Origin of the sequence: Paenibacillus allorhizosphaerae (assembly GCF_042659105.1) — a bacterium.
GTDB lineage: Bacteria > Bacillota > Bacilli > Paenibacillales > NBRC-103111 > Paenibacillus_G > Paenibacillus_G allorhizosphaerae.
Genome location: NZ_JBHSRV010000004.1, coordinates 199,852 through 224,007, shown reverse-complemented (window position 1 = coordinate 224,007; position 24,156 = coordinate 199,852). Strand labels below are relative to the sequence as shown.

The window sequence follows — 24,156 nt, the reverse complement described above, 5'->3', positions numbered from 1 at the left end:
TACCGGACTCCTTCTTTCGGTACATTACGGGGAGATTTATGGAGATGCACATACATAAGAATGCCTGGAAATCGGTTGGACTTTTGACGGCGGCAGCGATGCTGCTGCTTTGCCTGGCGGCAAGCATTTTGTTCGGGGCTGTAAATTACAATTGGCATACAGCTTGGCAGGCTGCGTTTCATTACGATGAAAACGTATCGGAGCAGGTCATTCTTCGCACGACCCGCATGCCCAGGGCGTTTATTGCCGCGGCCATCGGAGCGAGTCTTGCCATTGCCGGCGCGCTCATGCAGACGCTAACCCGCAACCCGCTTGCTTCGCCCAGCGTACTCGGCGTCAATGCGGGCGCCACGTGCCTGGTTGTCATAGCAGCCGTCGCTTTGTCCGTTTCTTCGATGCAGGCGCTTGCGTGGATCGCGTTTATCGGCGCCGCCGTCGGCGCGGTGACGGTCTACGCGCTCGGTTCGATCGGACGCGACGGATTGACGCCGCTCAAAATCGTATTGGCGGGTTCCGCCATGACCGCGCTGTTCGCTTCGATTACGCAAGGGATCCTCGTATTGAACAAACAAGGGCTGAGCTCCGTGCTGTTCTGGCTGACGGGCACGATTGCCGGCCGTTCGCCCGACATGCTGATGGCGGTGCTGCCTTATATGGTCATAAGCTGGTTTGCGGCATGGTTCATTTCACGGGATATGAATGTACTGCAGATGGGAGAGGATACGGCCAAAGGGCTCGGGCAGAAGACGATCGCCGTCAAAGCGTTGGCCGGTCTCATTATCGTCATGCTGGCCGGCAGCGCGGTATCCGTCGCTGGGCCGATCGCCTTTATCGGCATCGTGATCCCGCATATCTCCAGATTTTTCATCGGCATCGATCACCGCTGGGTCATTCCCTATTGCGCCGTGCTCGGCGCGATTCTTTTGATTTTGGCCGATCTGGCCGCACGATTCATGATGATCCCCGAGGAAATGCCCGTCGGAGTGATGACGGCGGTCATCGGCGCCCCGTTCTTTATTTATATTGCGCGGAGGGGGCTGGTCAAATCATGAAGCAGTATATTGTTGTGCGCATGAAGTACAAATCCTTTTCTTATTTGCTCCACAAGAAGACAGTCGCTGTATGCGTCGGTCTGCTCATTGCCTGCGCAGCCGGTGCGGTGATCAGCACCGGCCTCGGCGAAATGTACATCTCGCCCCTTGATGTGATTCGCAGCGCGCTCGGAGCGGGCACCGAGGATCATGCGATGGTCATTCAAAAGCTGCGTCTTCCCCGTATCGCTTTGGCGCTGCTGGTCGGCGCTTCACTCGCGGCTTCGGGCGCGATATTGCAGGGCATGATCCGCAATCCGATGGCTTCTCCGGATATTGTAGGGGTTACGGGAGGCGCTTCCGTCTCGGCGGTGGCGTTCATCACGTATTTGGCCGGGACGGTCAGCATTCGCTTTCTGCCGGTGGCCGCAATGATCGGTGCGGCCATCGTCTCGCTCACTTTGTATTTGCTTGCTTGGAAGAAAGGGGTCACGCCGATCCGCCTCATTCTGGTCGGCATCGGGATGTCCTCCCTGATGTCGGCGGCGACGACGATGATGATCGTATTCAGTCCGAAGAACGATGCGAGCCAGGCTTATTTGTGGCTGACAGGCTCGGTGTACGCCGCGAATTGGGAAAATGTGCTGACCGTATTGCCTTGGACCGTCGTGCTCATTCCGTTAGCCTTCCTGATGTCCCGCCATGTCAATATCGGACAGCTCGGCGACGATATCGCGGCCAGCAGCGGAAGCCGGGTGGAGCTGAACCGCCTGCTGCTGCTGCTCATCAGCGTTGCGCTTGCCGGAGCGGCCGTTTCCGTGGCGGGCGGCATCGGATTTATCGGCCTCGTCGCGCCGCATATGGCGCGCAAGCTTGTCGGGTCGAGCTTCGACAGCGTGCTTCCCGTCTCCGCCATCCTCGGGGGCATCATCGTTATGCTCGCCGATCTGGTAGGCCGGACGTTCTTTCATCCTTTGGATGTGCCAGTCGGGGTATTCACGGCCGGAGTCGGAGCGCCGTTCTTCATTTATTTGCTGTACAGCGGACGGAATTCGAGGTAGGAGGGGTGAGCGTGCAGGCGCTGGAAACGAGAAATGTAAGTTTGAATTACGGCAGCGGAACGATTATCGAGCGGTTAAGCCTTTCCATTCCGGAACATCAAATTACCGTGTTTATCGGGGCGAACGGATGCGGCAAATCGACGCTGCTTCGCTCCATGGCGCGTTTGTTAAAGCCGTCGGAGGGTGAAATCATACTGGACGGAAAGCAGATTTCCGAGCTGTCGACCAAGGAGGTGGCGAGGAAGCTGTCCATCCTGCCGCAAGGGCCGATCGCACCGGAAGGACTGACCGTATTCCAGTTGGTTAAGCAAGGGCGGTACCCTTATCAGCATTGGCTAAAGCAATGGTCGGCAGAAGACGAGCGGTTCGTCCGTCAGGCGCTGCAAGCAACGAAAACGATGGAGCTGGCCGATAAGCCCGTCGACTCCTTGTCCGGGGGACAAAGGCAGAGAGCGTGGATCGCCATGACACTGGCGCAAGGCACCCAAACCGTCCTGCTGGATGAGCCGACAACGTATCTCGACATGGCCCATCAAATCGATATTTTGGATTTGCTGTTTGAATTGAACGAAAAGGAGCAGACCACGATCGTCATGGTTCTCCATGATTTGAATCTCGCCTGCCGCTATGCGCATCATGTGGTGGCCCTCAAAGACAAATCCGTTTATGCGCAAGGCAAACCGGAAGAGGTGATCAATCCAGAGCTCGTGAGGCATGTATTCGGCATGGAGTGCGAGGTGGTGCCGGATCCTTTTTTCGGAACGCCGCTATGTATCCCGAAAGGAAAAGGAAGAAGAACGGCGGATTACGGTACGAAGCCGTCGAATACATTGGAAGACTACAAGGAGGAATACAGGCATGAGCTCACTGGAAGTTAAGCGCGAACGAACGGTTGCGGATGTGATCAAAGAACGAAGAAGCGTCAGATTGTTCAAAAGCGACCCGGTGGCGACATCCCTGCTGCTGGAGCTGTTGAATGTGGCCGTCTGGGCCCCGAACCACGAGAACAGGCAGCCGTGGAGGTTTATCCTTTTCAAGGACGAGGGACGCGAGGTGTTCGCAAACGCAATGGTGGCGACGTACTCGGCCGAAGATAGGGAAAAATACGGAATTCCCAAATTCAATTATTTTATGAAGGTGCCCGCCCACCTCGTGGTGCTCATGAAAGAAGATCCGCGACAAAAACAATGGGATGAAGATTATGCGGCCGTCTGCAGCCTGATTCAAAACTTTCAGCTCGCTGCGTGGGAGCAAGGACTGGGCGTCGTGTGGAAAACGAACAATTACAACTATAACCCGGGATTCCGCGAAGCGGCGGGCGTAAGACCGGGTGAGAAAATCGTCGGCGTGCTGCACGTCGGTTACCCGGAAGTCGTATCGAGGGTCCAGCCTCGCACTGACGCCGAACAGCTGCTGACGATTATCGATTCCTTATAAGAAATTTTTTCAACAGCGCAAACGAAATGGCGGCAAACTATTGTGAAAAAACGATATTTCGTTATAATTGATAATGATTATCATTATTAATTGGTAGCGAATGCGCTATTTTGCATAGCAGTCGCCCGACCAGGAAGGTGAAGTGGATATGCTGCCTTTTGCCGATACAAAATATCCCTTACTGCTGCTCTCTTCCATTCGAAAGCGCCGATTCCAGAAGAGCAGTATTGCGCAGATGCTCAAGATTCCCGGTGATTTGCTGTGCGTCGTAGCGCAGGGCAGCGGCATGATGCGCATCGACGATCATGTTTTTCAGATGAGTCCGCATCAAGCTTTTTTCCTTCAAACCTCCATGGACGTAGAAGTGATGCTGGAGTCGGGCAGCGCGGAGTACTATGTTTTGCTGCTTCGCCCTATTGCCGTTGACCGGCGCAAAGGGGAATGGGAATGCACGGACACGGAACCGGGCCGCTCCTTTTTTCCGCCGGGCAAGCTTCCTATTCCGCAGCTCAAGCCGGTGTTTGAGAGAGTAGAGCACCTACATCTGGACAGCAAATCGGGAGCGAGATCCGCATTCGAATTGCAGGTTCAATTTCAAAGCCTTCTTCAATTCATTTTGCAGCAATGGCCGGAGCGGGAAAAAACGGAGGAGACGAGCAAAGGCATCGATCAAAGCATTGGCTATATGTTCAAGCATTATCGCGAAAAAATTAAACTGACCGCTTTATCCGATATCGCCGGTTTAACCCAGACTTCATACTCGAGAAGCTTCAAAAAGACGACAGGCCTCTCGCCGGTCGAATATTTGAACCGGATCCGGATCGATTGCTCCAAGGCACTGCTCCAGCAGCGGGAAGGCTCCATCAAGGAAGTTGCCGACTCGGTCGGGTTCGGCAACGAATTTTATTTCAGCCGCATGTTTAAGCGCACTGTCGGTATTTCTCCCGTCATGTATATGAGAAGAAATCAATTGCGGGTGGCCGTTGCTTCCTGCTTCCGTTACGAAGACAATCTTCTTTCCTTGGGCGTTGACACGCTGGCCGGAATGAACGCTTATCGCTACGCCATACGATCCGATCCCGATTCGGATAAGACGCATTGGGCTCAAACGCAGCTGGTAGATTTGCGCGAAGCGGGACCGGATTTGATCTTGGCGGATTACAGACATCTTCCCTTTTATGAGCACTTGAAGCAGATTGCGCCGACCATCGTTTTGGATTATACGATGGACTGGCGTAACAATCATATCCGAATCGCCGAATTGGTAGGCAGAGAGAAAGAAGCGCGGCAAAATTTGAAGCAGGTGGAACAAAAAGTACAATACGCTCGAAACATGCTGGCTCATAAGATCGGCAAGGACACCGTTTCGTTCATCAGGATGTTCAACCATAAGATGAGAGTTCAAGGGTTTACGGACCATCCGCTGAACGAACTGCTGTATGACGGTCTTGCATTGAACCCGGGCAGCAGCGTGCCGTTGAACGAGAGGTACCGGGAGTTTGAGATGGAGCATTTGCCGCCGTTTGAATCGGATTTTGTATTCCTTCACAACAATGCCTGGTCCTCGCCCGATAGCGAGGGTTTTGCAAGCCTCCGCAACAGCGCTGTCTGGAATGCGTTGAAAGCGGTCCGGAACCACCGGATTCGTATCGTTGACGACTGGATCGGTTTGAGCTGGACGCCTGTCGGGCAAAATCGGATCATCGACGAGCTATTGCAATGGTATTCGTAACCGAATTCAAATACCCCTCCGTTTCCACTGTCAAGTGAAAGGAGGGGTATTTCGTGCATGGCATGCTTGCTTCGATTATTTGAACAGTTTTTTCAAATTGACGTCGTACGGCGCACGGATGACGCCTTTCTCCGTAATGATGGCGGTCACGTATTCGTTCGGCGTCACGTCGAAGGCCGGATTGTATACTTTCACGCCTTCCGGCGCCGTTCGTTTGCCGAAGCCTTGCGTAATTTCGTCCTCGTGCCGCTCCTCGATCGGGATGTCGGCTCCGGTCGGAGTAGTCAGATCGATGGTGGACATCGGGCAGGCGACATAGAACGGAATGCCGTGCGCCTTCGCTAATACGGCTACGCTGTAAGTGCCGATCTTGTTAGCCACGTCGCCGTTGGCCGCGACCCGGTCGGTGCCGACGATGACCGCTTGCACCCAGCCCTTCGCCATCACGGCGCCGGCCATGTTATCGCAAATCAGCGTCACATCGACGCCGGCTTGCTGCAGTTCGAAGGCGGTCAGCCTTGCGCCTTGAAGGACGGGACGCGTTTCATCCGCGAACACCTTCAAGCTCAGGCCCTTTTCCTTCGCGAGATACATCGGCGCGAGCGCCGTGCCGTACCGGGCGGTAGCAAGACCGCCCGCATTGCAGTGCGTGAGGACGCCCATGCCGTCCTCGAACAAACCGAGCGCGTGCTCGCCGATCAGGCGGCACGTCTCTTCATCCTCGGCCTGAATCGTCCGCGCCTCGGCCAGAAGCGCCTGCTTCGCCGCCTCCACGGACGTATCCGCGGAGCCGCCGAGCAGCGCCTCGCCCCGCGCTCGCATCCGGTCGAGCGCCCAGAACAAGTTCACCGCCGTCGGGCGCGACGTCGCCAAATAATCGCACTTGCGGACGACTTCCGCCAGCAGCTCTTCCCGGCTGCCGCCGAACGCACGCACGCCGAGGTATACCCCGAACGCCGCCGCGATGCCGATGGCCGGCGCGCCGCGGACCGCTAATTGCTTGATGGCGTCCCATACTTGCTCCGCGCTCGTCAGCTCGAGGTAGACGATTTTCTCCGGCAATAGACGCTGGTCCAGCAAATCCAGCCGGTCTTCGAGCGAATTCCAGCGGACGGACTGGAGCCAATCCGCGGAAAGGTCGTTTTGCGTAGTCATTTGATAAGCGATCTCCTTTATGCTTCAACAATCCTTGCTTGTTGTTGGAGCCTTTGTTTTAACGAAGCGAAGCCAACGCTCTTCAGCGAACGGCGTTATCCGCGATGTTGATCATTTCCTCAATAGAAGAAGCCTGGCGGTTGAACTTAATGAGCGACGTCCCGACGGCCAGCGCAATGCGCTGAGCCCGTTCTTTGGCGTTCGCATCTTCCAACCTGTTGATGTCCGCCACTTGCGCCAATCCGTGGACGCGGCGAACCATCTTGCTGCCGGTATAGCCGAACGTATCGCGCAGCACCTGCTGCATATACCAATCCTGGTAGCCCGGCGTTTTCGCCATCCGGTCGACGCCGTTTTGATCCCACAAGGAGCGGAATTCCTTCTCGAACGCCGCCCAGGCCTCGCGGATCGTCCCGGTCAAGTAACTGCGGGAATCGGCGCGCGCCGCCGCGTCCTTGTCCCAGCCTTCGCGCGAAGCGTAATGAAGCAGCAGGTTGGCGAAGACGGCGCCGATATCGAAGCCCATCGGTCCGTAGTATGCAAACTCCGGATCGATGACTTTCGTCGAATCCGGCTTGATGAAGATGCTTCCCGTATGCAGATCGCCGTGCAGCAGCGACTGCGCATGCGTCAGAAATTTGTCCCGCAAAATCGCCACTTCCAGATGCAGCTCCGTATCGTTCCAGACGGCTTCCACCGCATCCCGGATCGCCGGCGGCACGTCATTGTTCGGCGAGTCGGTGTAAGGATCGTCAAAAATCAAATCTTCCGTAATTTTGCAAAGCTCAGGGTTGATAAAACGTTTGACGCGCTCCTTTTTCTCCTGCTGGTTCATGCCGAGATCGGACGTGTAGAACAGCGTGTGCGCCAAAAAATGCCCGATATGGCCCGCAAACAACGGATATCGGTTGCCTTCCATCAAGCCTCTGCGCATGATGACATGATCGCTCAAATCCTGCATCACCGTCAGCGCCAAATCCGGCACGTACGAATATACATGCGGCACGAGCTCGGGGCACAGCGATTCCTGGATCATCAGCGCCTCGCTTTCGATGCGGGCGCGGTCCAGCGTGAGCGGCCATGATTCGCCGACCACTTTGGCGTAAGGGAGCGCTTGCTTTAGAATGATGCTTTTGCCTGTGGAAGGCTCGGAAATATGGAATACGAGATTCAAGTTCCCGTCACCGATTTCCCGGCTGACAAGCTGGCTGTCCGCGGTAAAAAGGTCGGGCAACGTTCTGGCGTATTGAATCGCTTCGGCTTCCGTAAGCGGATGGTAAGCTGGCATAACTATGTAATCCTCCTTTTTCCATTGGAAAACGTATCATACCGTCTAGTATAAAACAATTTTGGCTGCCATGGAATAGAGGAAGCTGGGTTTCGGGCCGATCGGCTGCTATAGAAAAAAGGAGGGCCTCCGGCCGCTCCCTTTTCTTGTTCCGGCATAAGCTAGAACATCGATTTACGGTGCTCCACCAAATCAATGGCTCCAAGTACAACATGTGCCAGACCGAAGCCTACAGCTGCAGCGGCCACCATAGGAAACTTGTTGCGCAGAACGGCACCCGAGGCCGTAACGGCCGTACCTAAAACAGCAGGAATCAATCCTTCGCGCATGATCGTCATCCTCCTCGTTTTCATTTGGTGAAGCTTAGTTAGTTTCGTTTACCGGGAATGTTTTTATGCCGCGTTCGATTGCATTGTTTTGGCGGGAAGCCTATAATATCAGGAAGATTGTACGGTCGGCAAAGGAGGGAGCATATGCCTGAAACGACGATCGCCTTGAAGGAGTGGGCGGCGGCCATTGAAGCGCTGCGGACAGGGCGGCAAATTTTGATTATGCGCAAAGGCGGAATTCGGGAAGAAACGAAAGATTTCCAGGTGGAGAGCGACAGTTTTTATTTATACCCGACATACGAGCACCAGAAACAAGAATTGTTCAAGCCCGAATTCAGGCAATGGACGGAAGAGACGCTTGAAGGCTGGAGCAGCCAACATTCGGAAGTGGCGGTATCCTGTTACGCGGAGCTTGCGGCAGACATACTAGTAGAAACGCAGGAGCAGCTGAATAAGCTCAGCGCACTGCATGTATGGACGGATTCGTTTGCGGAGGAACGGTTAAAATGGAAAAAAACGCAGCCTCTGCACGTCATGCTGCTCAAAGTGCATAAATTGGACAAGCCGGTGAGCATCACGATACAGCCGGAATACACCGGATGCAAATCATGGATCGGATTGCCCGCGGAAGCGTTCGAAACGGCCGCCAAAACACCGGTGATGACCGAACGAGCGTTTGCTGCGGCGGTCTCTCGCGTGATAGAAGCGTTGCAGTAAGTTGGCGATTCGGCCGCCGGATACGGGTGCCGCGAGGCTTTCGGAAAAATAGGAGTATGGGGCTTTATTGATTTCCACTGGTAAGATATAATAATATTATGATTGAGAATCATTGATAATCAATTTAGAATGATTATCAACTAAGAATAACTAAAACGCGGAGGCATGAAACTATGGCGAATTCACCACATTTTATAATAGACGGTTTGAAAGCGACTGTCGAAGGCAAAGAGATTTTGAAAGGACTCAGCCTCACGATCAAAGGCGGCGAAGTGCATGCGATCATGGGCCCGAACGGTACCGGTAAAAGTACGCTGGCTTCCACGCTGATGGGGCATCCGAAGTATGAAGTTACGGGTGGCTCCGTTTCGTTGAATGACGAAGACGTGCTCGAGATGGCTACCGATGAAAGAGCGCGCGCCGGCTTGTTCCTCGCTATGCAGTATCCGAGCGAAATTACCGGCGTCACGAACGCAGACTTCTTGAGAAGCGCGATTAATGCGCGCCGCGGCGAAGGCAACGAAATGTCGCTGATCAAATTCATCCGCCAAATGGAAGGCAAGATGAAAGAGCTGGAGATGAATCCGGAATTTATGCACCGTTACTTGAACGAAGGGTTCTCCGGCGGCGAGAAAAAGCGGAATGAAATTTTGCAAATGCTGATGCTCGATCCGCGTATCGTCATTCTCGACGAGATCGATTCCGGTCTTGACATCGACGCTTTACGGATCGTTGCGACGGGCGTGAACGCCATGCGTTCCGAAGATCGCGGCTTCCTGATCATTACGCACTACCAGCGTCTGCTCAACTACATTACGCCGGACTTCGTCCATGTCATGATGCAAGGCCGTATCGTCAAATCCGGCGGTCCTGAGCTTGCGCAGCGGCTGGAGAACGAAGGCTACGACTGGGTCAAGGAAGAGCTCGGCATCGTAGACGAGACGGTCGGACAAGACGAAGCGGAATTCAAAGTACCGATGAATACGACCGCTCCAAAATATTAATAGCCCGCGATTAGAAATAGGAGGAATTCACGCATGAGTACACAAACCGTTCTTCCCATCGATCGCGCCGGGCTGGTGGAATTGTCCAAATCGAGGCAGGAGCCTGAATGGATGACCCGTCTGCGGGAGCAAGCGCTGGAGCTTGCCGGATCGTTGGAATTGCCTAAACTGGAAAAAACGAGAATTGACCGTTGGAATCTGCAATCTTACGGCACATATAAGCCGGCTTCGGCACTGCAATCTTTGGAGCAGCTTCCGGACTCGGCGAAAAGCTTGCTGGCCGAGAACGGCCAAGGCAACCCGGACAATGTGCTGATTCAAAAAAATTCCAGCGTTATATATAATAACGTGTCCGAAACATTAAAGCAGCAAGGCGTTATTTTCTGCTCGCTCGAAGAGGCGTTGAAATCGCACGGCGATCTGGTGCAAAAACATTTCATGACCGTTGTCGGCAAAGAAGAGAACCGGTTGACGGCGCTGCATACGGCACTTTGGAGCGGAGGCGTGTTTCTGTACGTACCGAAAAACGTCAATGTGGAAGTGCCGGTTCAAGCGTTGTTCCTGACGGACGATGCGGGAGCGAGCTTCTCGCCGCACGTGCTGATCGTCGCGGAGCAGCATTCTACGGTTACTTACGTGGACAATTTCGTATCCGAAGGCGATCTCGGCAACCTGGTGCATAACGGCGTCGCCGAAATCATCGTAAAGCCGGGGGCGAAAGTGACTTTTGCTTCTGTTCATAACCTGAACAGCTCCATAACGGATCTGACGTACCGACGTGCGAACGTGGAGAACGACGGATCGATCGAATGGATCGTCGGCGAAATGAACTTCGGCAATGTGATGTCCGATACGACATCCATCTTGAAAGGCAACGGCTCTCAATCGGATGCGAAAATCATTTGCGTCGGTACGGGAGAGCAGAAACTGAACATTACGACGCGCGCCATTCATTTCGGCAAAAGCTCCGACAGCAACATGATTACGCGCGCCGTGATGCGAGACGAAGCGACGGCGATTGTGAACGGCATTACGAAAATCGAACACGGCGCTACGAAAGCAAACGGCGAACAGACGGAAAAAGTGCTGATGCTCAGCCCGAAAGCGCGCGGGGACGCGAACCCGATTCTGCTCATCGACGAGGACGACGTTACGGCCGGACATGCGGCCAGCGTCGGTCAAGTGAACGCGGAGCAAATATATTATTTGATGTCCCGAGGCATTTCCAAGGAAGAAGCCCAACGGCTCATCATCTACGGATTCCTCGCACCGGTCGTTTCCGACATTCCGTCTGACAATATCCAATCACAGCTGCAGCGCCTTGTGGAAAGGAAGCTGGGACAATGAATACGGAGGAAATCCGAAAGCTGTTCCCTATACTCCAGCAGGAAATAAACGGTCATCCGCTCGTTTATCTGGACTCGGCGGCGACTTCGCAGAAGCCGGTTCAAGTCATTGAAGCGATTAAGAAATACTACGAATACGACAATGCCAATGTGCACCGCGGCGTCCATACGCTCGGCTCCCGCGCGACAGACGCGTACGAAGGGGCAAGAGAAAAGCTGCGGGGCTTTATCAACGCCCGCTCCACGGAGGAAATCATTTTCACCCGCGGCACGACGTCGGCGATCAATTTGGTCGCGGCGAGCTATGCGCGGGCGGTGTGCAAGGAGGGGGATGAAATAGTCATCACCCCTATGGAGCACCATGCCAACCTGATCCCGTGGCAGCAGGTTGCCAAAGCGACCGGGGCGGTTTTGAAGTACATCCAGCTTCAGCAGGACGGCTCTATCTCGCTGGAAGCGGTGGAAAAGGCGGTTACCGATCGCACGAAGCTCGTAGCCACTTCGTACGTTTCCAACGTGCTCGGCGTCGTCAATCCGGTGAAGGAGATCGCAGCGATCGCGCATCGCCACGGGGCCAAAATGCTCGTGGACGGCGCGCAAAGCACGCCGCATCTGAAGGTCGATGTGCAGGATCTCGACTGCGACTTCTACGCGCTGTCCGGCCATAAGATGTGTGGCCCGACGGGCATCGGGGCGCTTTACGGCAAGAAAGAGCTGCTGCAGGATATGGAGCCGGTCGAATTCGGCGGAGAGATGATCGATCACGTGGGACTATACGATTCCACTTGGAAAGATCTTCCGTGGAAGTTCGAGGGCGGTACGCCGATCATTGCCGGTGCGGTAGGGCTTGCCGCGGCGATCGATTTTCTCGAGAGCATCGGCCTTGACGAAATTGACAAGCACGGCAGACAGTTAGTATCCTATGCGATTGAAAGAATGCAGGAGATCGAAGGGCTTACGATATACGGACCTACGGAAAATCGCGCGGGCCTCGTCACCTTCAACCTGGACGACGTGCATCCGCACGATGTGGCCACCGTGCTCGACGCCGAAGGGGTTGCGGTACGGGCAGGGCATCACTGCTGCCAGCCGCTGATGCGCTGGCTGAACGTTACGGCTACCGCACGAGCCAGCTTTTATGTATATAACACGGAAGCAGATGTCGACCGTCTCATTGTATCCTTATTGAAAACAAAGGAGTACTTCGGCTATGCAATTGGATGATTTATACCGCAGAGTCATTATGGATCATTATAAAAATCCGCGGAACCGTGGTTCCTTCGAAGGCGAGTCCGTCAGCATCGATTTGAACAATCCGACCTGCGGAGACAAAATCCAGCTCCAAATGCAGGTCGAGGACGGCAAAGTGAAAGCCGCCAAATTTCTCGGGGAAGGCTGTTCCATCAGCCTTTCCTCCGCTTCGATGATGACGGAAGCCGTCAAAGGCAAGACGCTAGAAGAAGCGCTCCAGATGGCGGATCAGTTTTCCGGTCTGATGAAAGGTGAACCGACCGAGTTCGAATACGAAGATATCGACGCTTTGTCCGGAGTGAACAAATTTCCGGCGCGGATCAAATGTGCGACACTGGCCTGGAACGCTTTGCGCAAAGGCATCGATCAAGTGAAAGAAAACAAATAGGAGGAGGTACGACCCATGGCGAAGAAAATGCCTGAAATGGAAGAGTATAAATATGGGTTTCGCGATGAGCACAAAGCGGTATTCCAAAGCGGTAAAGGCTTGACGCGCGAAATCGTAACCGAAATTTCCAAGATGAAAGGCGAACCTGAGTGGATGCTCGAATTCCGCCTGAAATCGCTGGAGCAATTTTTGAAGATGGATATGCCTCGTTGGGGCGGGAACATGGACGATCTGGATTTCAACGATATCCAGTACTATGTAAAGCCATCCGAGAAGCAAGGCAAGACGTGGGAAGAAGTTCCGACCGAAATCAAAGAAACGTTCGATAAACTCGGCATTCCGGAAGCGGAGCAAAAGTTTTTGGCCGGCGTATCCGCACAGTACGAATCCGAGGTCGTTTATCACAGCATGCAGAAGGATCTGGAAGATCAAGGCGTCATCTTCATGGATACCGATTCCGCGCTGCGCGAGCATCCGGAAATTTTCAAGAAATTTTTCGGCACGGTCATCCCTCCGAGCGATAACAAATTCGCTGCACTGAACAGCGCCGTATGGTCCGGAGGCAGCTTCATCTACGTTCCGAAGGGCGTAAAAGTGGAAATTCCGCTGCAAGCTTACTTCCGGATCAACTCCGAGAATATGGGCCAATTCGAGCGTACGCTCATTATCGCCGACGAAGGCAGCTTCGTTCACTATGTCGAAGGTTGTACGGCTCCGGTATACAGCACGAACTCGCTGCACAGCGCCGTGGTGGAAATCCTCTGCTTGAAAGATTCCCGCGTGCGTTACACGACGATTCAGAACTGGGCGCCGAACATTTACAACCTCGTAACGAAGCGCGCCGTCGCGGAAGAAAATGCAACGATGGAATGGGTTGACGGCAACATCGGTTCCAAACTGACGATGAAATACCCGGCCGTCGTATTGAAGGGCCGCGGGGCGAAAGGAATGGTGCTTTCCATCGCCGTAGCGGGTAAAGGGCAGCATCAGGACGCAGGTGCAAAGATGACGCATCTGGCGCCGGATACGACGTCCACGATCGTTTCCAAGTCGATCTCCAAGCACGGAGGCAAGGTGACGTACCGCGGGCTTGCTTCCTTCGGCCGCAATTCCGAAGGCTCCAAAGCGAATATCAAATGCGATACGCTCATCATGGATAACCAATCGACGTCCGACACGATTCCGTACAACGAAATCATGAACGACAACATTACGCTTGAGCACGAAGCCACCGTCTCCAAAGTTTCTGAAGATCAGCTGTTCTATTTGATGAGCCGCGGATTGACGGAAGCAGAAGCGACGCAAATGATCGTTATGGGCTTTATCGAGCCGTTCACGAAAGAATTGCCGATGGAGTACGCCGTCGAGATGAACCGTTTGATCAAATTCGAAATGGAAGGCAGTATCGGTTAAAGAGAACCGAACATGCCGAAATTAAGAAACCCCTCTTCCCAATCGGGATGGAGGGGTTTCTTGCGTTAAAACAGAATGCAGCCGTCTTTCCATGTATCTTTTTGTTTCCAATGGCAGAAGTGTATAGTCAAGCCCATCGTTTCTCATGCTATGAGCAGATCAAAAAAAATACATGCAAGGAGTATGGTGAAATGAGAAATGTGTGGCGGCGTTCTGCATTGATGCTGCTCTCCGCAGCGATTATTGTCGTGTCCGGGTGTGGACCTCAGGTCTCGCAAGAGCAGCAGCAAAGTAAGCAGCAGGGAATCCCGAGCACTAACGGGTATGCGGCGGACCGGCAAAAGAGCGAGAATTTGAACGGTGGCATGGCGAACGGATCAAGCGAGGCAAACCCGGGTACATTGCGTGTCCAATCCACTCAGGACGAGGTAACTATTCCGCTAGTCACGATAGGTGGGAAAGATTATGTGATCGGCAGCGACTTTGCCCATTCGTTGGAATATAACTATCAATGGAATGCGGGCAGTAACGTATTTCAGATTGGCGAGAATGACGCTACCGTCGAATTAAAAATAGGAAGCACGAACGCATTAAAGGAAGAAGTTCCCGTAACGTTGTCGGACCCGCCTATACTTCAAAATTCGCAGGTTCATATTCCCGTATCGGCCATAGCCACATTGTTCTCTGAAGAGATTGCTTATGAACTGCGTGGAAAGAATATGGTAGTTCGCGGCACCGACATTGCAGCGATTGGGGCGATTGACGGCCCGGAAGAGGCAAATACGGGTTCGGAGCTGGACTTTGAGGACGACCCGAACGATCCGTTCAAGGGAGACGAGGGAACAGACCCGTTAGAAGCGCCGACAGCAAATTATTTAGATGAACCAGCCATTCCTGTTATAAAAAATATCGATATGAACGCGCTCATTCGCCAGGGCAAAAGATATTTAGGCATAGACTATTTGTTCGGCGCTGATCCTTATCCTCAGTCCGGACGGTTCGACTGCTCGCGATATACCCAGTATTTATTCGGCAAGCAAAATGTGAAGCTAAATAGGTTAGCACGGTCACAGGCTAAACAAGGCGTATTCGTGCCCCGCAAAAGCTTGCGCAAAGGCGATTTGATGTTCTTCTATGTTCCCGGTCGCTTCCGGACGAATCGAACGGTAGGGCATGTGGGGATTTACATGGGCAATCAGAAGATGATCCATTCGTCGCCGCTGCCCAAAAACGGAGTACAAATCACCAACATCAATAAAGCGTATTGGAAAAGAACGTATCTTCAAGCGAGACGAGTCGCCTACTAAAAATAAAGCTCATAGCCTCAGCACCGGGCTATGAGCTTGTTTCAAATATAGACGGCTTCAATCTCGAGATCCGTTCGCTGCGCTAAATCGATAAAGCGTTCGCCCGTGCGAATGAGCGGCCGGAAATAATCCGTCAGGCGAATCAGCACGATTGTTCCGAATTCTCCCGACGATAGCAGCACTTTTTTACCGATCAAACAAGGAATCATATTGTTTATGAACTTCTGCGTGACGACCGGATCAAGCTCACCGAAGCTGCAGCGGTGGATTTCCTTCAACACGAAAAGCAGATCCTTTTTGTTCTGATAGACGCGATTAGAGATCATGGCGCTGTATACATCGGCGACGGCAACGATTTTGGACAACGGATGTATCGCATCGCTTTGCAGTTGATCCGGGTATCCGCTGCCGTCCAGCCGCTCATGGTGCTGCAGCGCGGCCAGACACAGCGGTTCCGGGAAGCCGGATTGCATGGCGATCTCGTACCCGAACCGCGCATGCTTTTTGATTTCGTCATACTCGTTCACGGTAAGCCGTCCCGGCTTCAGAAGAATCGCATCGTCAATCCGGCATTTTCCGATATCATGCAAATACCCGGCTTTTCCGGCCAGCAGCGCCTCTTCTTCGGATTGTCCCAGCCATTTGGCGATATAGTAGGAGATGAGTCCGACCTGAACGCTGTGCTGGTACGTATAATCGTCCTTGGTATTCAGAGCGATCAGCAGGGAAGCGACGTCCTTCTCTTGCTGGACTTGCTCCGCGAGCGGCAAAAAGCCGGATGTTACGGCTTCTTCTCGAATCGTTCCATCCGTTTTGGCTCCGTTGAACAGTTCCTTGATGCCGTCAATGGCTACCTGGTATGAGGCTTTGACTTTTTCAAATCTTTCAGCAGCGGGTTCGGTTCGTTTTGAAGAAGGATGTTCGTCGATAGTAGCATATTCGTGCGGATCGTCATACTTGGGAACTATATCGACGTCGAATATATGGTGCAAATGCAGTTTGGCGATGTCATCGCTGGAAAGCACCGTATTTCCCGCCAATATGAGCAATCCGAAGGAATTGAACGTATCCGAGGCCAAGCAATCTCCTACTTTGACCAGACTGAGGGGAGTTCGCAACAAAGTTCACCTTCTTCTAAACATATCGGGAATGCAGTTGCCGCAGGCAAATCTGCTTCCATCATATCAAGAAATCGAAGACCTGTTAATCAAAAGTTGTCAAATTGTAGGCAAACTCCCTGTTACATTCCGATATAGCGGCTGTAGAGACTTTTGGCCTGGACTGGGTCATCGGTCCCCTGCACAATCATGCGCCCGTCCGGGAAAAGCACGAGCGTCATGCCGGACTCCAGATACAGCTTGAGCAAAAACCGATTTTGCTCCACTCGTCCGATAGGAGTAAGCTTTTCGGCCCACTCGCTGAGCGACAATCGGGAAGGCCGTACAGGTTGAATTTGTACCGAGTTGCGTCCGCACAGCGTCTGGATCGTCTCTTCCTCCATCGAAGCGTCAAGATATTCGAAACGATGCTCCTTGCAGCAGGGACAATCGCTTTTGCGTGCCTTGGCGACGTCGACCGCGGCGTATTGGTTGTACCATAGGTCCCAATGCACCATTTTGCGGCTCAGCGCTTCGTGTGCGCCTACGAGCAGCTTGAACGCTTCCGTCGCCTGATACGAGGCGACCGTATGAATGATCGGGCCGATAACCCCGGCGGTATCGCACGTCTCCGTCGTGCCTTGCGCCGGCGGCTGCCCGAACATGCAGCGCAGACAAGGCGTTTCGCCGGGCATGATCGTAAGACTTACGCCACGGGAGCTGACGGCGCCGCCGTAAATCCAGGGTATGCCGTGCTTGACGCTTACGTCATTGATCAGGAAGCGCACGGAGAAATTGTCCGTGCCGTCCAGTATGAGCTGCACATCGCCCAGCAGCTCTTCGCAATTTGCCCAGTTCAGGTCGGCGACGACCGGCTCTACCGTCACCCCGGAATTTGCCGCGCGGAGACGAGCGGCTGCGGCTTCCGCCTTGGGTGACGAGCCGGCCGCGTCGGCTTCGTCGTAGAGCATCTGCCGCTGCAGATTGCTGGCCTCGACGAAGTCGCGGTCGATCAGGCGCACAAAGCCGACGCCGGCGCGCACCATATGATTCGCGAGCACGGTGCCTAGCGCGCCCATGCCTACGACGGCGACGCGCGACGCCAGCAGTTTCGCCTGGCCCTCCTCGCCGATCGGAGGAAACAGCATTTGCCGCGAATACCGGTCGCGGTCCGTCCAATCGTTCATCACGGCTGCGCACCTCCGTTCGCGGCCGTCGGGTCCCATGGCCCGAGCTGATGTCCCTTCCACTCGGAGCCGTCCTCCCATATTTCCTTCTTCCAGATCGGCACGATTTGCTTGAGTCGTTCGATAGCGTAGCGGCTTGCGTCATAAGCCGCATCGCGGTGAGGGGAGGATACGGCGATGACGACGCTGATTTCGCCCACAGGCACCGATCCGAGACGATGTGTAATGGCGCAAAGCGTGCCGGGGTGCAAGTCGCCGATCTCCTCGATAATTTGTCGCATCGTCTTCAGCGCCATCGGCGTATACGCTTCATATTCGAGCAGCGTCGTTCTTTGTCCGTGCGTCAATTCCCGCGTTGTACCAATGAACGCGATCGCGGCTCCATGATTGGGATGCAAGACCTTGGCCGTTACTTGTTCTACTGCGATCGGGTCCAACGTAATCTCGGCCATATCGGGGTTTGTAGCAAGCCCGGGTTGCGGTTCTCCGCCGGATACAGGGGGGATGATTGCCACTTCATCCCGTTCGCCAATGAGCGTATGTTCTTCCGCATAAGCCTGATTGACCGCGATAAACGATGTTGCAAGCGTCGGTGCGGCTTGCGGAAATTGTTCGATCAAATATGTTTTCAGCTGTGCCGGCGAGAGCTTGTCCGCGGCAACGTCCACTACGATCGCGGAACCGCCGAGCAGTTCGGCCAGCCCGGCGAAAACGAGCAATTTCAGCTTCATGATTCCACCCACTCCAATCCTATGTAAAGGCGGTAAGATTGTTTGCGCTCCGCCGTTCGGTCATCCTCAGCATATCACAATGTAAGGCATAAATGATATAATGGCAGGGATGAAATGAAGTGTCGGAAGGATGGTGGCATATCGATGAAAATTGAAGTATATGATGAAATGTACGGCTCGGCCGAACTGGAAGTGGATGAGTTGGCGCAGCTTAGCGCAGTGCAGTTCGAAGCAGGCAACCGGGTGGCCGGTGTGACCGGGCGGGCAGTTGATTTTCAGGCTTGGTACCGGGGCTGGCGCGAGAGCAGGAACGGCGGCAGCGGGGAACCCCCGAGCGGCGTCCAGGTCGAAGCGGTCGATGAGTTTCAGGCGGTCATTCCATGGAGCGAATTGGGACGCGCCATGTTTTTGTACAAACAGGCGGACGGAGAGCCGCTAAAAAAAGGGTTTCCGCTTCGGCTGTACGTTCCTGACGGCAGCAGCGAATGCCTGAACGTCAAGAGCGTTGTCCGCATTCGCGTATTGTACCGCGGCGGCGAAGGGCTGAGCGTTTCGTACGGATTCAAGAACCGAATTACGCCGGAGCAACTGCGCAAACCGGGCGAATCTTAACAAGGAACGACTATACATAAGACAAGCGTGAGGTATAGGAAGGAGTAGAGCCATCATGAGCGCTAATGCTGCGATCAGGCTGCGCATCCTTCATACCAACGATATCCACAGCCGGTTTGAACATATGGCGGCGATCGCCGCCATCATTAAGAGGCTGCGGACGGAAGCGGGTGAGGATTGCACGCTGACCCTTGACATCGGGGATCATATGGATCGGGTTCGACCGGAAACCGAAGGAACAATGGGTCATGCCAATGTAGCCGTTTTGAATGCTACAGGGTACGATGCCGTGACGATCGGCAATAACGAAGGGCTAACGCTGACGGCGGAAGCGCTGGCCGATGCGTATCGCGAGGCGGCATTCGCCATCGTGCTTGCGAATATGCCGCAGTCCGCAAGCGGAAATCATGCGCCATGGGCAAAGCCTTGGCACATTGTCGAGAAAGCTGGCGTTCGCTTCGGATTGATCGGCGTAACCGCCTGCTTCCCCGAGTTTTATTCTTTGCTTGGCTGGGACGTACAAGAGCCGATGGAAGTCTTGAGGCGGCTTGTGCCGGAACTTCGTTCCCGGGTCGACGTGATCGTCGTGTTGTCCCATCTCGGGCTTCGTTACGACGAGAGGCTCGCCGCCGAGGTGCCCGGCATCGATATTGTTTTGGGCGGCCATACGCATCATTTGCTGGAGCAGCCGATTCGCATCGGCGGTGCCGCCGTATGTGCGGCAGGCAAATTCGGACAGTACGTGGGAATGGTCGATTTGGAGTGGGATGCTCGTCTGCGGACCCTTCGGAAGGTGGAAGCAACGGTGATCCCGGTGCCGGAAATGCCCCGCGACGAACGCGTCGCGATGCTGATCGAGCAGGCATCCGCTGCCGCCGCCGCAAGGCTCGGTCAAGTCGTGGCGAGGCTTCCTATAGACATGCCGGTCGACTGGTACGGCGAATCGAAGCTCGGCAATTTGCTCGCGGCAGGTTTGCGGACCTTCACCGAAGCGGAGATCGGTCTGGTCAATTCGGGCCAACTGCTGCACGGGCTTTCGCAAGGCCCTCTGACCGCAGGCATGCTGCTTGAGCTTTGTCCTTCGCCGATCAACCCGTGTCGGGTTATGCTGACGGGAGCGCAGCTGCTGCTCGCGCTGGAGCAATCGCTTTTGCCGGAATTTATGGACAAACCGCTGTTCGGTTTCGGATTTCGCGGAAAGGTGCTCGGCTGTTTGTGCGTGGACGGAATGGACATTGAATACGACCCGCAAGCCGAACCTTATCGTAAAATCCGAAACGTCGCGGTCGGCGGCCGGCCGCTTCTATCCGAGCAATTGTATGCCGTCGGCATGATCGACATGTTTACGTTCAAAATCGGCTACGAGTCGTTAAGCGAGGGGACGGAGGTCCAGTTCTTTTTGCCGGAGTTCATTCGCGATGTGCTGCTTCGAGAGCTTCTTGATCAAAAGGCGCTGCTGGCCAGCGGGCGCAAACGTTTTGTTAAGCTATTGTAAATTACAAATCCGCGGAAAGCGGTTAGAATAGAACTGGTTTTCCACAGGCAGGACGAGTTCTGCTCGGGACCCATAGCAGGATTGTAAAATACATCTCTTTTCGAGAAGCGTAGGAGGCTTATATGTACGATTGGTGGGTAGCTGTCATTATCGGAATAGTAGAAGGCTTGACGGAGTTTTTGCCGGTGTCGTCCACCGGCCATATGATTTTGGCCGGATCGCTTCTCGGCATTCCGGATACGGACGAACTGATGAAAACGTTCGAAATCGTGATTCAACTCGGTGCCATCTTGGCGGTGACGATCATCTACTGGAAACGGATATTGAGGCTGTTCGGACTGAGCAAGGACAAGCCAAGGAACGGAAAAGGCATGAACTTGATCCATATTTTGCTGGCGATCGTGCCCGTGCTTGTGCTTGCTTACTTGTCGCGCCATTTTATTAAAGATTATTTGTTTTCGCCGACAACCGTACTGATCGGCCTTGTGCTCGGGGCCATTCTGCTCATTATCGGAGAAAAGCAGCAGCCGAACATTACGGCGAACGACGTTGATGATCTTACGTACAAGCAGGCGTTTATTATCGGTCTGTGGCAAATCGTTTCTTTATGGCCCGGTTTTTCCCGTTCCGGTTCGACGATTGCCGGCGGCATGCTGGCCGGTGCCAGCCGCTCCGCGGCGGCGGACTTTACGTTCATTATCGCCATTCCCGTCATGGTGGCGGCAACCGGCTATGAGATGCTGCAAAATCTGGACAGCTTTACATCGGACACGCTCGGTTTTTTCTTTATCGGCTTCGTCGTTTCCTTTATCGTAGCTCTCCTTGCCGTTGTGACGTTTATCAAATTCGTGCAGAAATTCAGTCTTGCCTACTTCGCTTATTACCGTTTCGCTGTTGCGGCCCTTTACTGGTTTTTCCTGCTGCGCTGACGGCGGGGCCTATGACTAAGCATGCAATATGAGCCGAAAGTCAAGTGTATATGCTCTTGATTTTCGGTTTTTTTGTCGCTGTCAAGAAATGTATTGCTCTTTTCGACTGAATCCGCTACTCTAGTCCTATATCGATTATCTAAAATTTTCTTTAGAAGAAGGTCGCCTCTATGCGTTTGCTTTCGCTCAGTATGGTCAGGCCCGGTATGAGGCTGGCAAAAAAAATATATAACGAGGACGGTTTGACTCTGCTCAGCGAGCATGTCGAATTATCTCAAAGTTTGATAAATCGCCTGGGTTGTCATGGCATTGACTTTGTATACATCGACGATCCGAGGACAAGAGATATTGTGGTGACGGATCCGATCTCGGACGAAACGAGGGTGCGGGCGATTTCGGACATTCGCGGCTCCTTTCGGAAAATCATGGAGGATCAAACGAAGCGCAGGTCGGTAGGCAGCGTCAAGGTCGGCAAAGTGTTCGGCGATATGATGAAGATGATATTGGACGATCTTGGCGGCAATAAAGACGCGATGATCATGCTCAGCAATATAAGCCTGATGGACACTTATTTGTTCCAGCATTCATTGAATGTTTGTATTTATGCGTCGATGCTCGGGATGGCGTACGGCTATTCGCGTGACGAGCTTTTAGCGCTGGGGCTGGGCGCGCTGCTGCATGACGTCGGCAAGACGCAAATTCCGCTGGAACTGCTGAAGAAAAAAGATCAACTGACGGAGGAAGAATTTGTTCGTATCAAGAAACATGCCGATTTCGGATTTCAGTTTTTGAAGGACGAGCCGAATATTCCTTTGCTTTCGGCGCATTGCGCGCTCCAGCATCATGAGCGGATCGACGGGAGCGGCTATCCGCGCGGGCTGAAAGGAAACGAAATCCATGATTACGCCCAGTGGATCGGTCTTGTCGATTCGTACGATGCGATGACGACGCACCGCGTATACCGAAAGGCGATGCTGCCGCATCAAGCGATGGACATCTTGTACTCCGGCTCGGGCACGTTATACGAACAATCGAAAATCCGGCTGTTTCGCGATCGCGTCGCGATTTATCCCGTCGGTGTGACCGTCAAGCTCAATACGGGAGAAACCGGTGTCGTGGTTGATTTGAACTCTAATGCGCCGCAGCGCCCGGTGGTGCGCATACTGCAGGATGCCGACGGCCGCGAACTGTCCAATCCGACCGACGAGATCGACTTGTCGAAGCACTTGTCGGTTATGATTACCGGCGTAAACGAGCTGGCCGTATGAAGCAGCCGCGTCCGCGCGGTAAGTTTGACCGAATGCCAGCGCTGCCGAACGGCGAAGCTTACTGAATTCCCGATGAAAACCGTACGACGTATGCCCGGTCCGCCCTAACGGATTGCGGGCTTTTTCGTATCGAATTTCTTTTTCGTACGTATTAAGATACAATGGAACATATAATAGGTAATCATAGAGGTAAAAATATGTTGCAGAAGACAGGTGTTACGAATCAAATGTACGAACAACACGATACGCAGAAACCGGCGCTTGAGCCGATCAGTCCGCAGTACGATCCTTGGGATCCGATTCGATCCAAACGCGCTTACGGCGAACACCGTCTGACGAGCGTGGAGCTGACCGTGACGAATTTGTGCAACATGCGATGTGAGCACTGCGCGGTCGGTGAAACTTTGTCCATGACGGAAGGGCCGAGAATTCCGCTGTCCGTCATCCTGAAGCGATTGGACGAAGTGGAGGAGCTCGAAACGATCAGCATTACCGGAGGAGAGCCGAGCTATCATGAACGGACGGTCCGGGAATATATCGTTCCGCTGCTGCGTTACGCAAGAGAACGCGGGGTTCGATCGCAGATCAACTCCAATCTGACGCTGGACTTATCGAGGTACGAGCTTCTTGCCCCTTACCTCGATGTCATGCATATATCGTTTAATTACGTCAATGCCGAAGATTTTCACGAGGTGGGCTTCGTGAACTCCGCACGAAAGGCGGTTCGCGAGACGTCGGCCAAGCTGTACGAACGAATGGTTGAAAACACGATTGCGCTCTCTCGCGCGGGCATGTTCGTCTCCGCCGAGTCGATGATCAATTACCGAACGCATGAGAAGCTTGCATCCATCCACCGTCTGATTGAAGAGATGGGCTGCCGGCGCCATGAAGTGCATCCGATGTATCCGAGCGCGTTTGCCTCGAAACTGCCCGTACTTTCGCTTGAACAGACCCGAACGGCGATTCACCGGCTTTTGGACAGCCGCAGCCGTGATCTTTGGATGCTGTTCGGCACGCTGCCTTTCTACGCTTGCTGCGAGCTGGAGGAGGATCGGGACCTCGTGAAGCGGCTTCGCACCGAACCTAACGTTACCGTCCGCAATGACCCCGACGGCCGCAATCGGCTGAATGTGAACGTGTTTACCGGCGATGTGTTTGTAACGGATTTCTCCGACGTTCCGGCCCTCGGCAATGTTCATACCGACAGGCTCGACGAGGTGTTCGGGCGCTGGAAAGCCCATCCGCTGTGCCATACCGTCGATTGCTATTGCCCTGCAGCCGTATGCTGCGGCCCCAACCTGCTTGTGGCCGATACGTACTATAAGCATCTCGACTTTACAACCAGACAGGCGGTCGTTTAACCGGCACCGCGATACTT

At 53.9% G+C, this 24,156-nt stretch carries 23 protein-coding genes; 17 read left to right on the top strand and 6 right to left on the bottom strand.

Going from position 1 to position 24,156, the window contains the following annotated elements; all coding sequences use genetic code 11:
• Positions 1–44 precede the first annotated feature (44 nt).
• The 5 genes from ACFQI7_RS17355 to ACFQI7_RS17335 all read left to right on the top strand — a co-directional run bounded on the left by ACFQI7_RS17355 (position 45) and on the right by ACFQI7_RS17335 (position 5,261).
• Positions 45–1,052 (top strand): FecCD family ABC transporter permease, encoded by a 1,008-nt coding sequence (locus ACFQI7_RS17355; RefSeq protein ID WP_218098096.1) that lies wholly within the window; start codon positions 45–47, stop codon positions 1,050–1,052.
• Positions 1,049–2,092: a FecCD family ABC transporter permease gene (locus ACFQI7_RS17350; RefSeq protein WP_218098095.1), complete on the top strand. Its 1,044-nt coding sequence runs from the start codon at positions 1,049–1,051 to the stop codon at positions 2,090–2,092. Before ACFQI7_RS17355 ends, ACFQI7_RS17350 begins: the two co-directional genes overlap by 4 nt.
• Before the next feature lie 11 nt (positions 2,093–2,103).
• Positions 2,104–2,970 carry an ABC transporter ATP-binding protein gene (locus ACFQI7_RS17345; RefSeq protein WP_218098094.1) on the top strand — a complete coding sequence of 289 codons (867 nt, stop codon included), beginning with the start codon at positions 2,104–2,106 and terminating at the stop codon, positions 2,968–2,970.
• Entirely contained in the window at positions 2,951–3,529 is a 579-nt protein-coding gene (locus tag ACFQI7_RS17340; protein WP_218098093.1) for a nitroreductase family protein, read from the top strand. The genes ACFQI7_RS17345 and ACFQI7_RS17340 overlap by 20 nt, the downstream gene beginning before the upstream one ends.
• Positions 3,530–3,677: 148 nt before the next feature.
• Positions 3,678–5,261: an AraC family transcriptional regulator gene (locus tag ACFQI7_RS17335; protein WP_230414817.1), complete on the top strand. Its 1,584-nt coding sequence runs from the start codon at positions 3,678–3,680 to the stop codon at positions 5,259–5,261.
• A gap of 75 nt (positions 5,262–5,336) precedes the next feature.
• On the opposite strand, the gene mtnA is transcribed toward ACFQI7_RS17335, so the two are convergent.
• From mtnA to ACFQI7_RS17320, 3 genes are all read right to left on the bottom strand, one after another.
• Positions 5,337–6,416 carry an S-methyl-5-thioribose-1-phosphate isomerase gene (mtnA, locus tag ACFQI7_RS17330; protein ID WP_218098091.1) on the bottom strand — a complete coding sequence of 360 codons (1,080 nt, stop codon included), beginning with the start codon at positions 6,414–6,416 and terminating at the stop codon, positions 5,337–5,339.
• An 82-nt stretch (positions 6,417–6,498) separates the two neighbouring features.
• Complete coding sequence (gene mtnK / locus ACFQI7_RS17325; RefSeq protein WP_218098090.1) at positions 6,499–7,704, bottom strand: S-methyl-5-thioribose kinase; 1,206 nt, start codon at positions 7,702–7,704, stop codon at positions 6,499–6,501.
• A gap of 161 nt (positions 7,705–7,865) precedes the next feature.
• Entirely contained in the window at positions 7,866–8,033 is a 168-nt protein-coding gene (locus tag ACFQI7_RS17320; RefSeq protein ID WP_218098089.1) for an asparagine synthase, read from the bottom strand.
• Between the two features lie 144 nt (positions 8,034–8,177).
• Between ACFQI7_RS17320 and ACFQI7_RS17315 the strand changes: the two genes are divergently transcribed.
• From ACFQI7_RS17315 to ACFQI7_RS17285, 7 genes are all read left to right on the top strand, one after another.
• Positions 8,178–8,750, top strand: coding sequence for a DUF1802 family protein (locus ACFQI7_RS17315; RefSeq protein WP_218098088.1), 573 nt, complete (start codon positions 8,178–8,180; stop codon positions 8,748–8,750).
• A gap of 173 nt (positions 8,751–8,923) precedes the next feature.
• Entirely contained in the window at positions 8,924–9,754 is an 831-nt protein-coding gene (gene sufC, locus ACFQI7_RS17310) for a Fe-S cluster assembly ATPase SufC (RefSeq protein WP_218098087.1), read from the top strand.
• Positions 9,755–9,787: 33 nt separating this feature from the next.
• A complete protein-coding gene (gene sufD / locus ACFQI7_RS17305) occupies positions 9,788–11,101 on the top strand; it encodes a Fe-S cluster assembly protein SufD (RefSeq protein WP_218098086.1) in 1,314 nt (437 codons plus the stop codon).
• Positions 11,098–12,324: a cysteine desulfurase gene (locus ACFQI7_RS17300; protein ID WP_218098085.1), complete on the top strand. Its 1,227-nt coding sequence runs from the start codon at positions 11,098–11,100 to the stop codon at positions 12,322–12,324. The genes sufD and ACFQI7_RS17300 overlap by 4 nt, the downstream gene beginning before the upstream one ends.
• A complete protein-coding gene (gene sufU, locus ACFQI7_RS17295) occupies positions 12,311–12,739 on the top strand; it encodes a Fe-S cluster assembly sulfur transfer protein SufU (RefSeq protein ID WP_218098084.1) in 429 nt (142 codons plus the stop codon). Before ACFQI7_RS17300 ends, sufU begins: the two co-directional genes overlap by 14 nt.
• Positions 12,740–12,754: 15 nt before the next feature.
• Positions 12,755–14,152: a Fe-S cluster assembly protein SufB gene (sufB, locus tag ACFQI7_RS17290; RefSeq protein ID WP_218098083.1), complete on the top strand. Its 1,398-nt coding sequence runs from the start codon at positions 12,755–12,757 to the stop codon at positions 14,150–14,152.
• Between the two features lie 191 nt (positions 14,153–14,343).
• Complete coding sequence (locus tag ACFQI7_RS17285; protein WP_218098082.1) at positions 14,344–15,459, top strand: C40 family peptidase; 1,116 nt, start codon at positions 14,344–14,346, stop codon at positions 15,457–15,459.
• A gap of 41 nt (positions 15,460–15,500) precedes the next feature.
• On the opposite strand, the gene ACFQI7_RS17280 is transcribed toward ACFQI7_RS17285, so the two are convergent.
• The 3 genes from ACFQI7_RS17280 to ACFQI7_RS17270 all read right to left on the bottom strand — a co-directional run bounded on the left by ACFQI7_RS17280 (position 15,501) and on the right by ACFQI7_RS17270 (position 18,474).
• Positions 15,501–16,580, bottom strand: coding sequence for an HD-GYP domain-containing protein (locus ACFQI7_RS17280; protein WP_329958213.1), 1,080 nt, complete (start codon positions 16,578–16,580; stop codon positions 15,501–15,503).
• Positions 16,581–16,699: 119 nt separating this feature from the next.
• The gene (locus ACFQI7_RS17275; RefSeq protein ID WP_218098355.1) at positions 16,700–17,743 is read right to left on the bottom strand and encodes a ThiF family adenylyltransferase; all 1,044 of its coding nucleotides are present in this window, start codon (positions 17,741–17,743) and stop codon (positions 16,700–16,702) included.
• Positions 17,743–18,474 carry a molybdenum cofactor biosynthesis protein gene (locus ACFQI7_RS17270; protein WP_218098081.1) on the bottom strand — a complete coding sequence of 244 codons (732 nt, stop codon included), beginning with the start codon at positions 18,472–18,474 and terminating at the stop codon, positions 17,743–17,745. Before ACFQI7_RS17270 ends, ACFQI7_RS17275 begins: the two co-directional genes overlap by 1 nt.
• Before the next feature lie 144 nt (positions 18,475–18,618).
• Here ACFQI7_RS17270 and ACFQI7_RS17265 point away from each other — a divergent pair, with 144 nt between their 5' ends.
• The 5 genes from ACFQI7_RS17265 to yfkAB all read left to right on the top strand — a co-directional run bounded on the left by ACFQI7_RS17265 (position 18,619) and on the right by yfkAB (position 24,139).
• Positions 18,619–19,086 carry a molybdopterin-binding protein gene (locus tag ACFQI7_RS17265; RefSeq protein ID WP_218098080.1) on the top strand — a complete coding sequence of 156 codons (468 nt, stop codon included), beginning with the start codon at positions 18,619–18,621 and terminating at the stop codon, positions 19,084–19,086.
• A 55-nt stretch (positions 19,087–19,141) separates the two neighbouring features.
• Positions 19,142–20,581 (top strand): bifunctional metallophosphatase/5'-nucleotidase, encoded by a 1,440-nt coding sequence (locus tag ACFQI7_RS17260; RefSeq protein ID WP_218098079.1) that lies wholly within the window; start codon positions 19,142–19,144, stop codon positions 20,579–20,581.
• A gap of 122 nt (positions 20,582–20,703) precedes the next feature.
• Positions 20,704–21,510, top strand: coding sequence for an undecaprenyl-diphosphate phosphatase (locus ACFQI7_RS17255; RefSeq protein WP_218098078.1), 807 nt, complete (start codon positions 20,704–20,706; stop codon positions 21,508–21,510).
• 170 nt (positions 21,511–21,680) lie between these two features.
• Positions 21,681–22,778: an HD-GYP domain-containing protein gene (locus ACFQI7_RS17250; RefSeq protein ID WP_218098077.1), complete on the top strand. Its 1,098-nt coding sequence runs from the start codon at positions 21,681–21,683 to the stop codon at positions 22,776–22,778.
• 227 nt (positions 22,779–23,005) lie between these two features.
• Positions 23,006–24,139, top strand: a complete 1,134-nt coding sequence (gene yfkAB / locus ACFQI7_RS17245; protein WP_218098354.1) for a radical SAM/CxCxxxxC motif protein YfkAB — start codon at positions 23,006–23,008, stop codon at positions 24,137–24,139.
• The last annotated feature ends 17 nt before the right edge of the window (positions 24,140–24,156 follow it).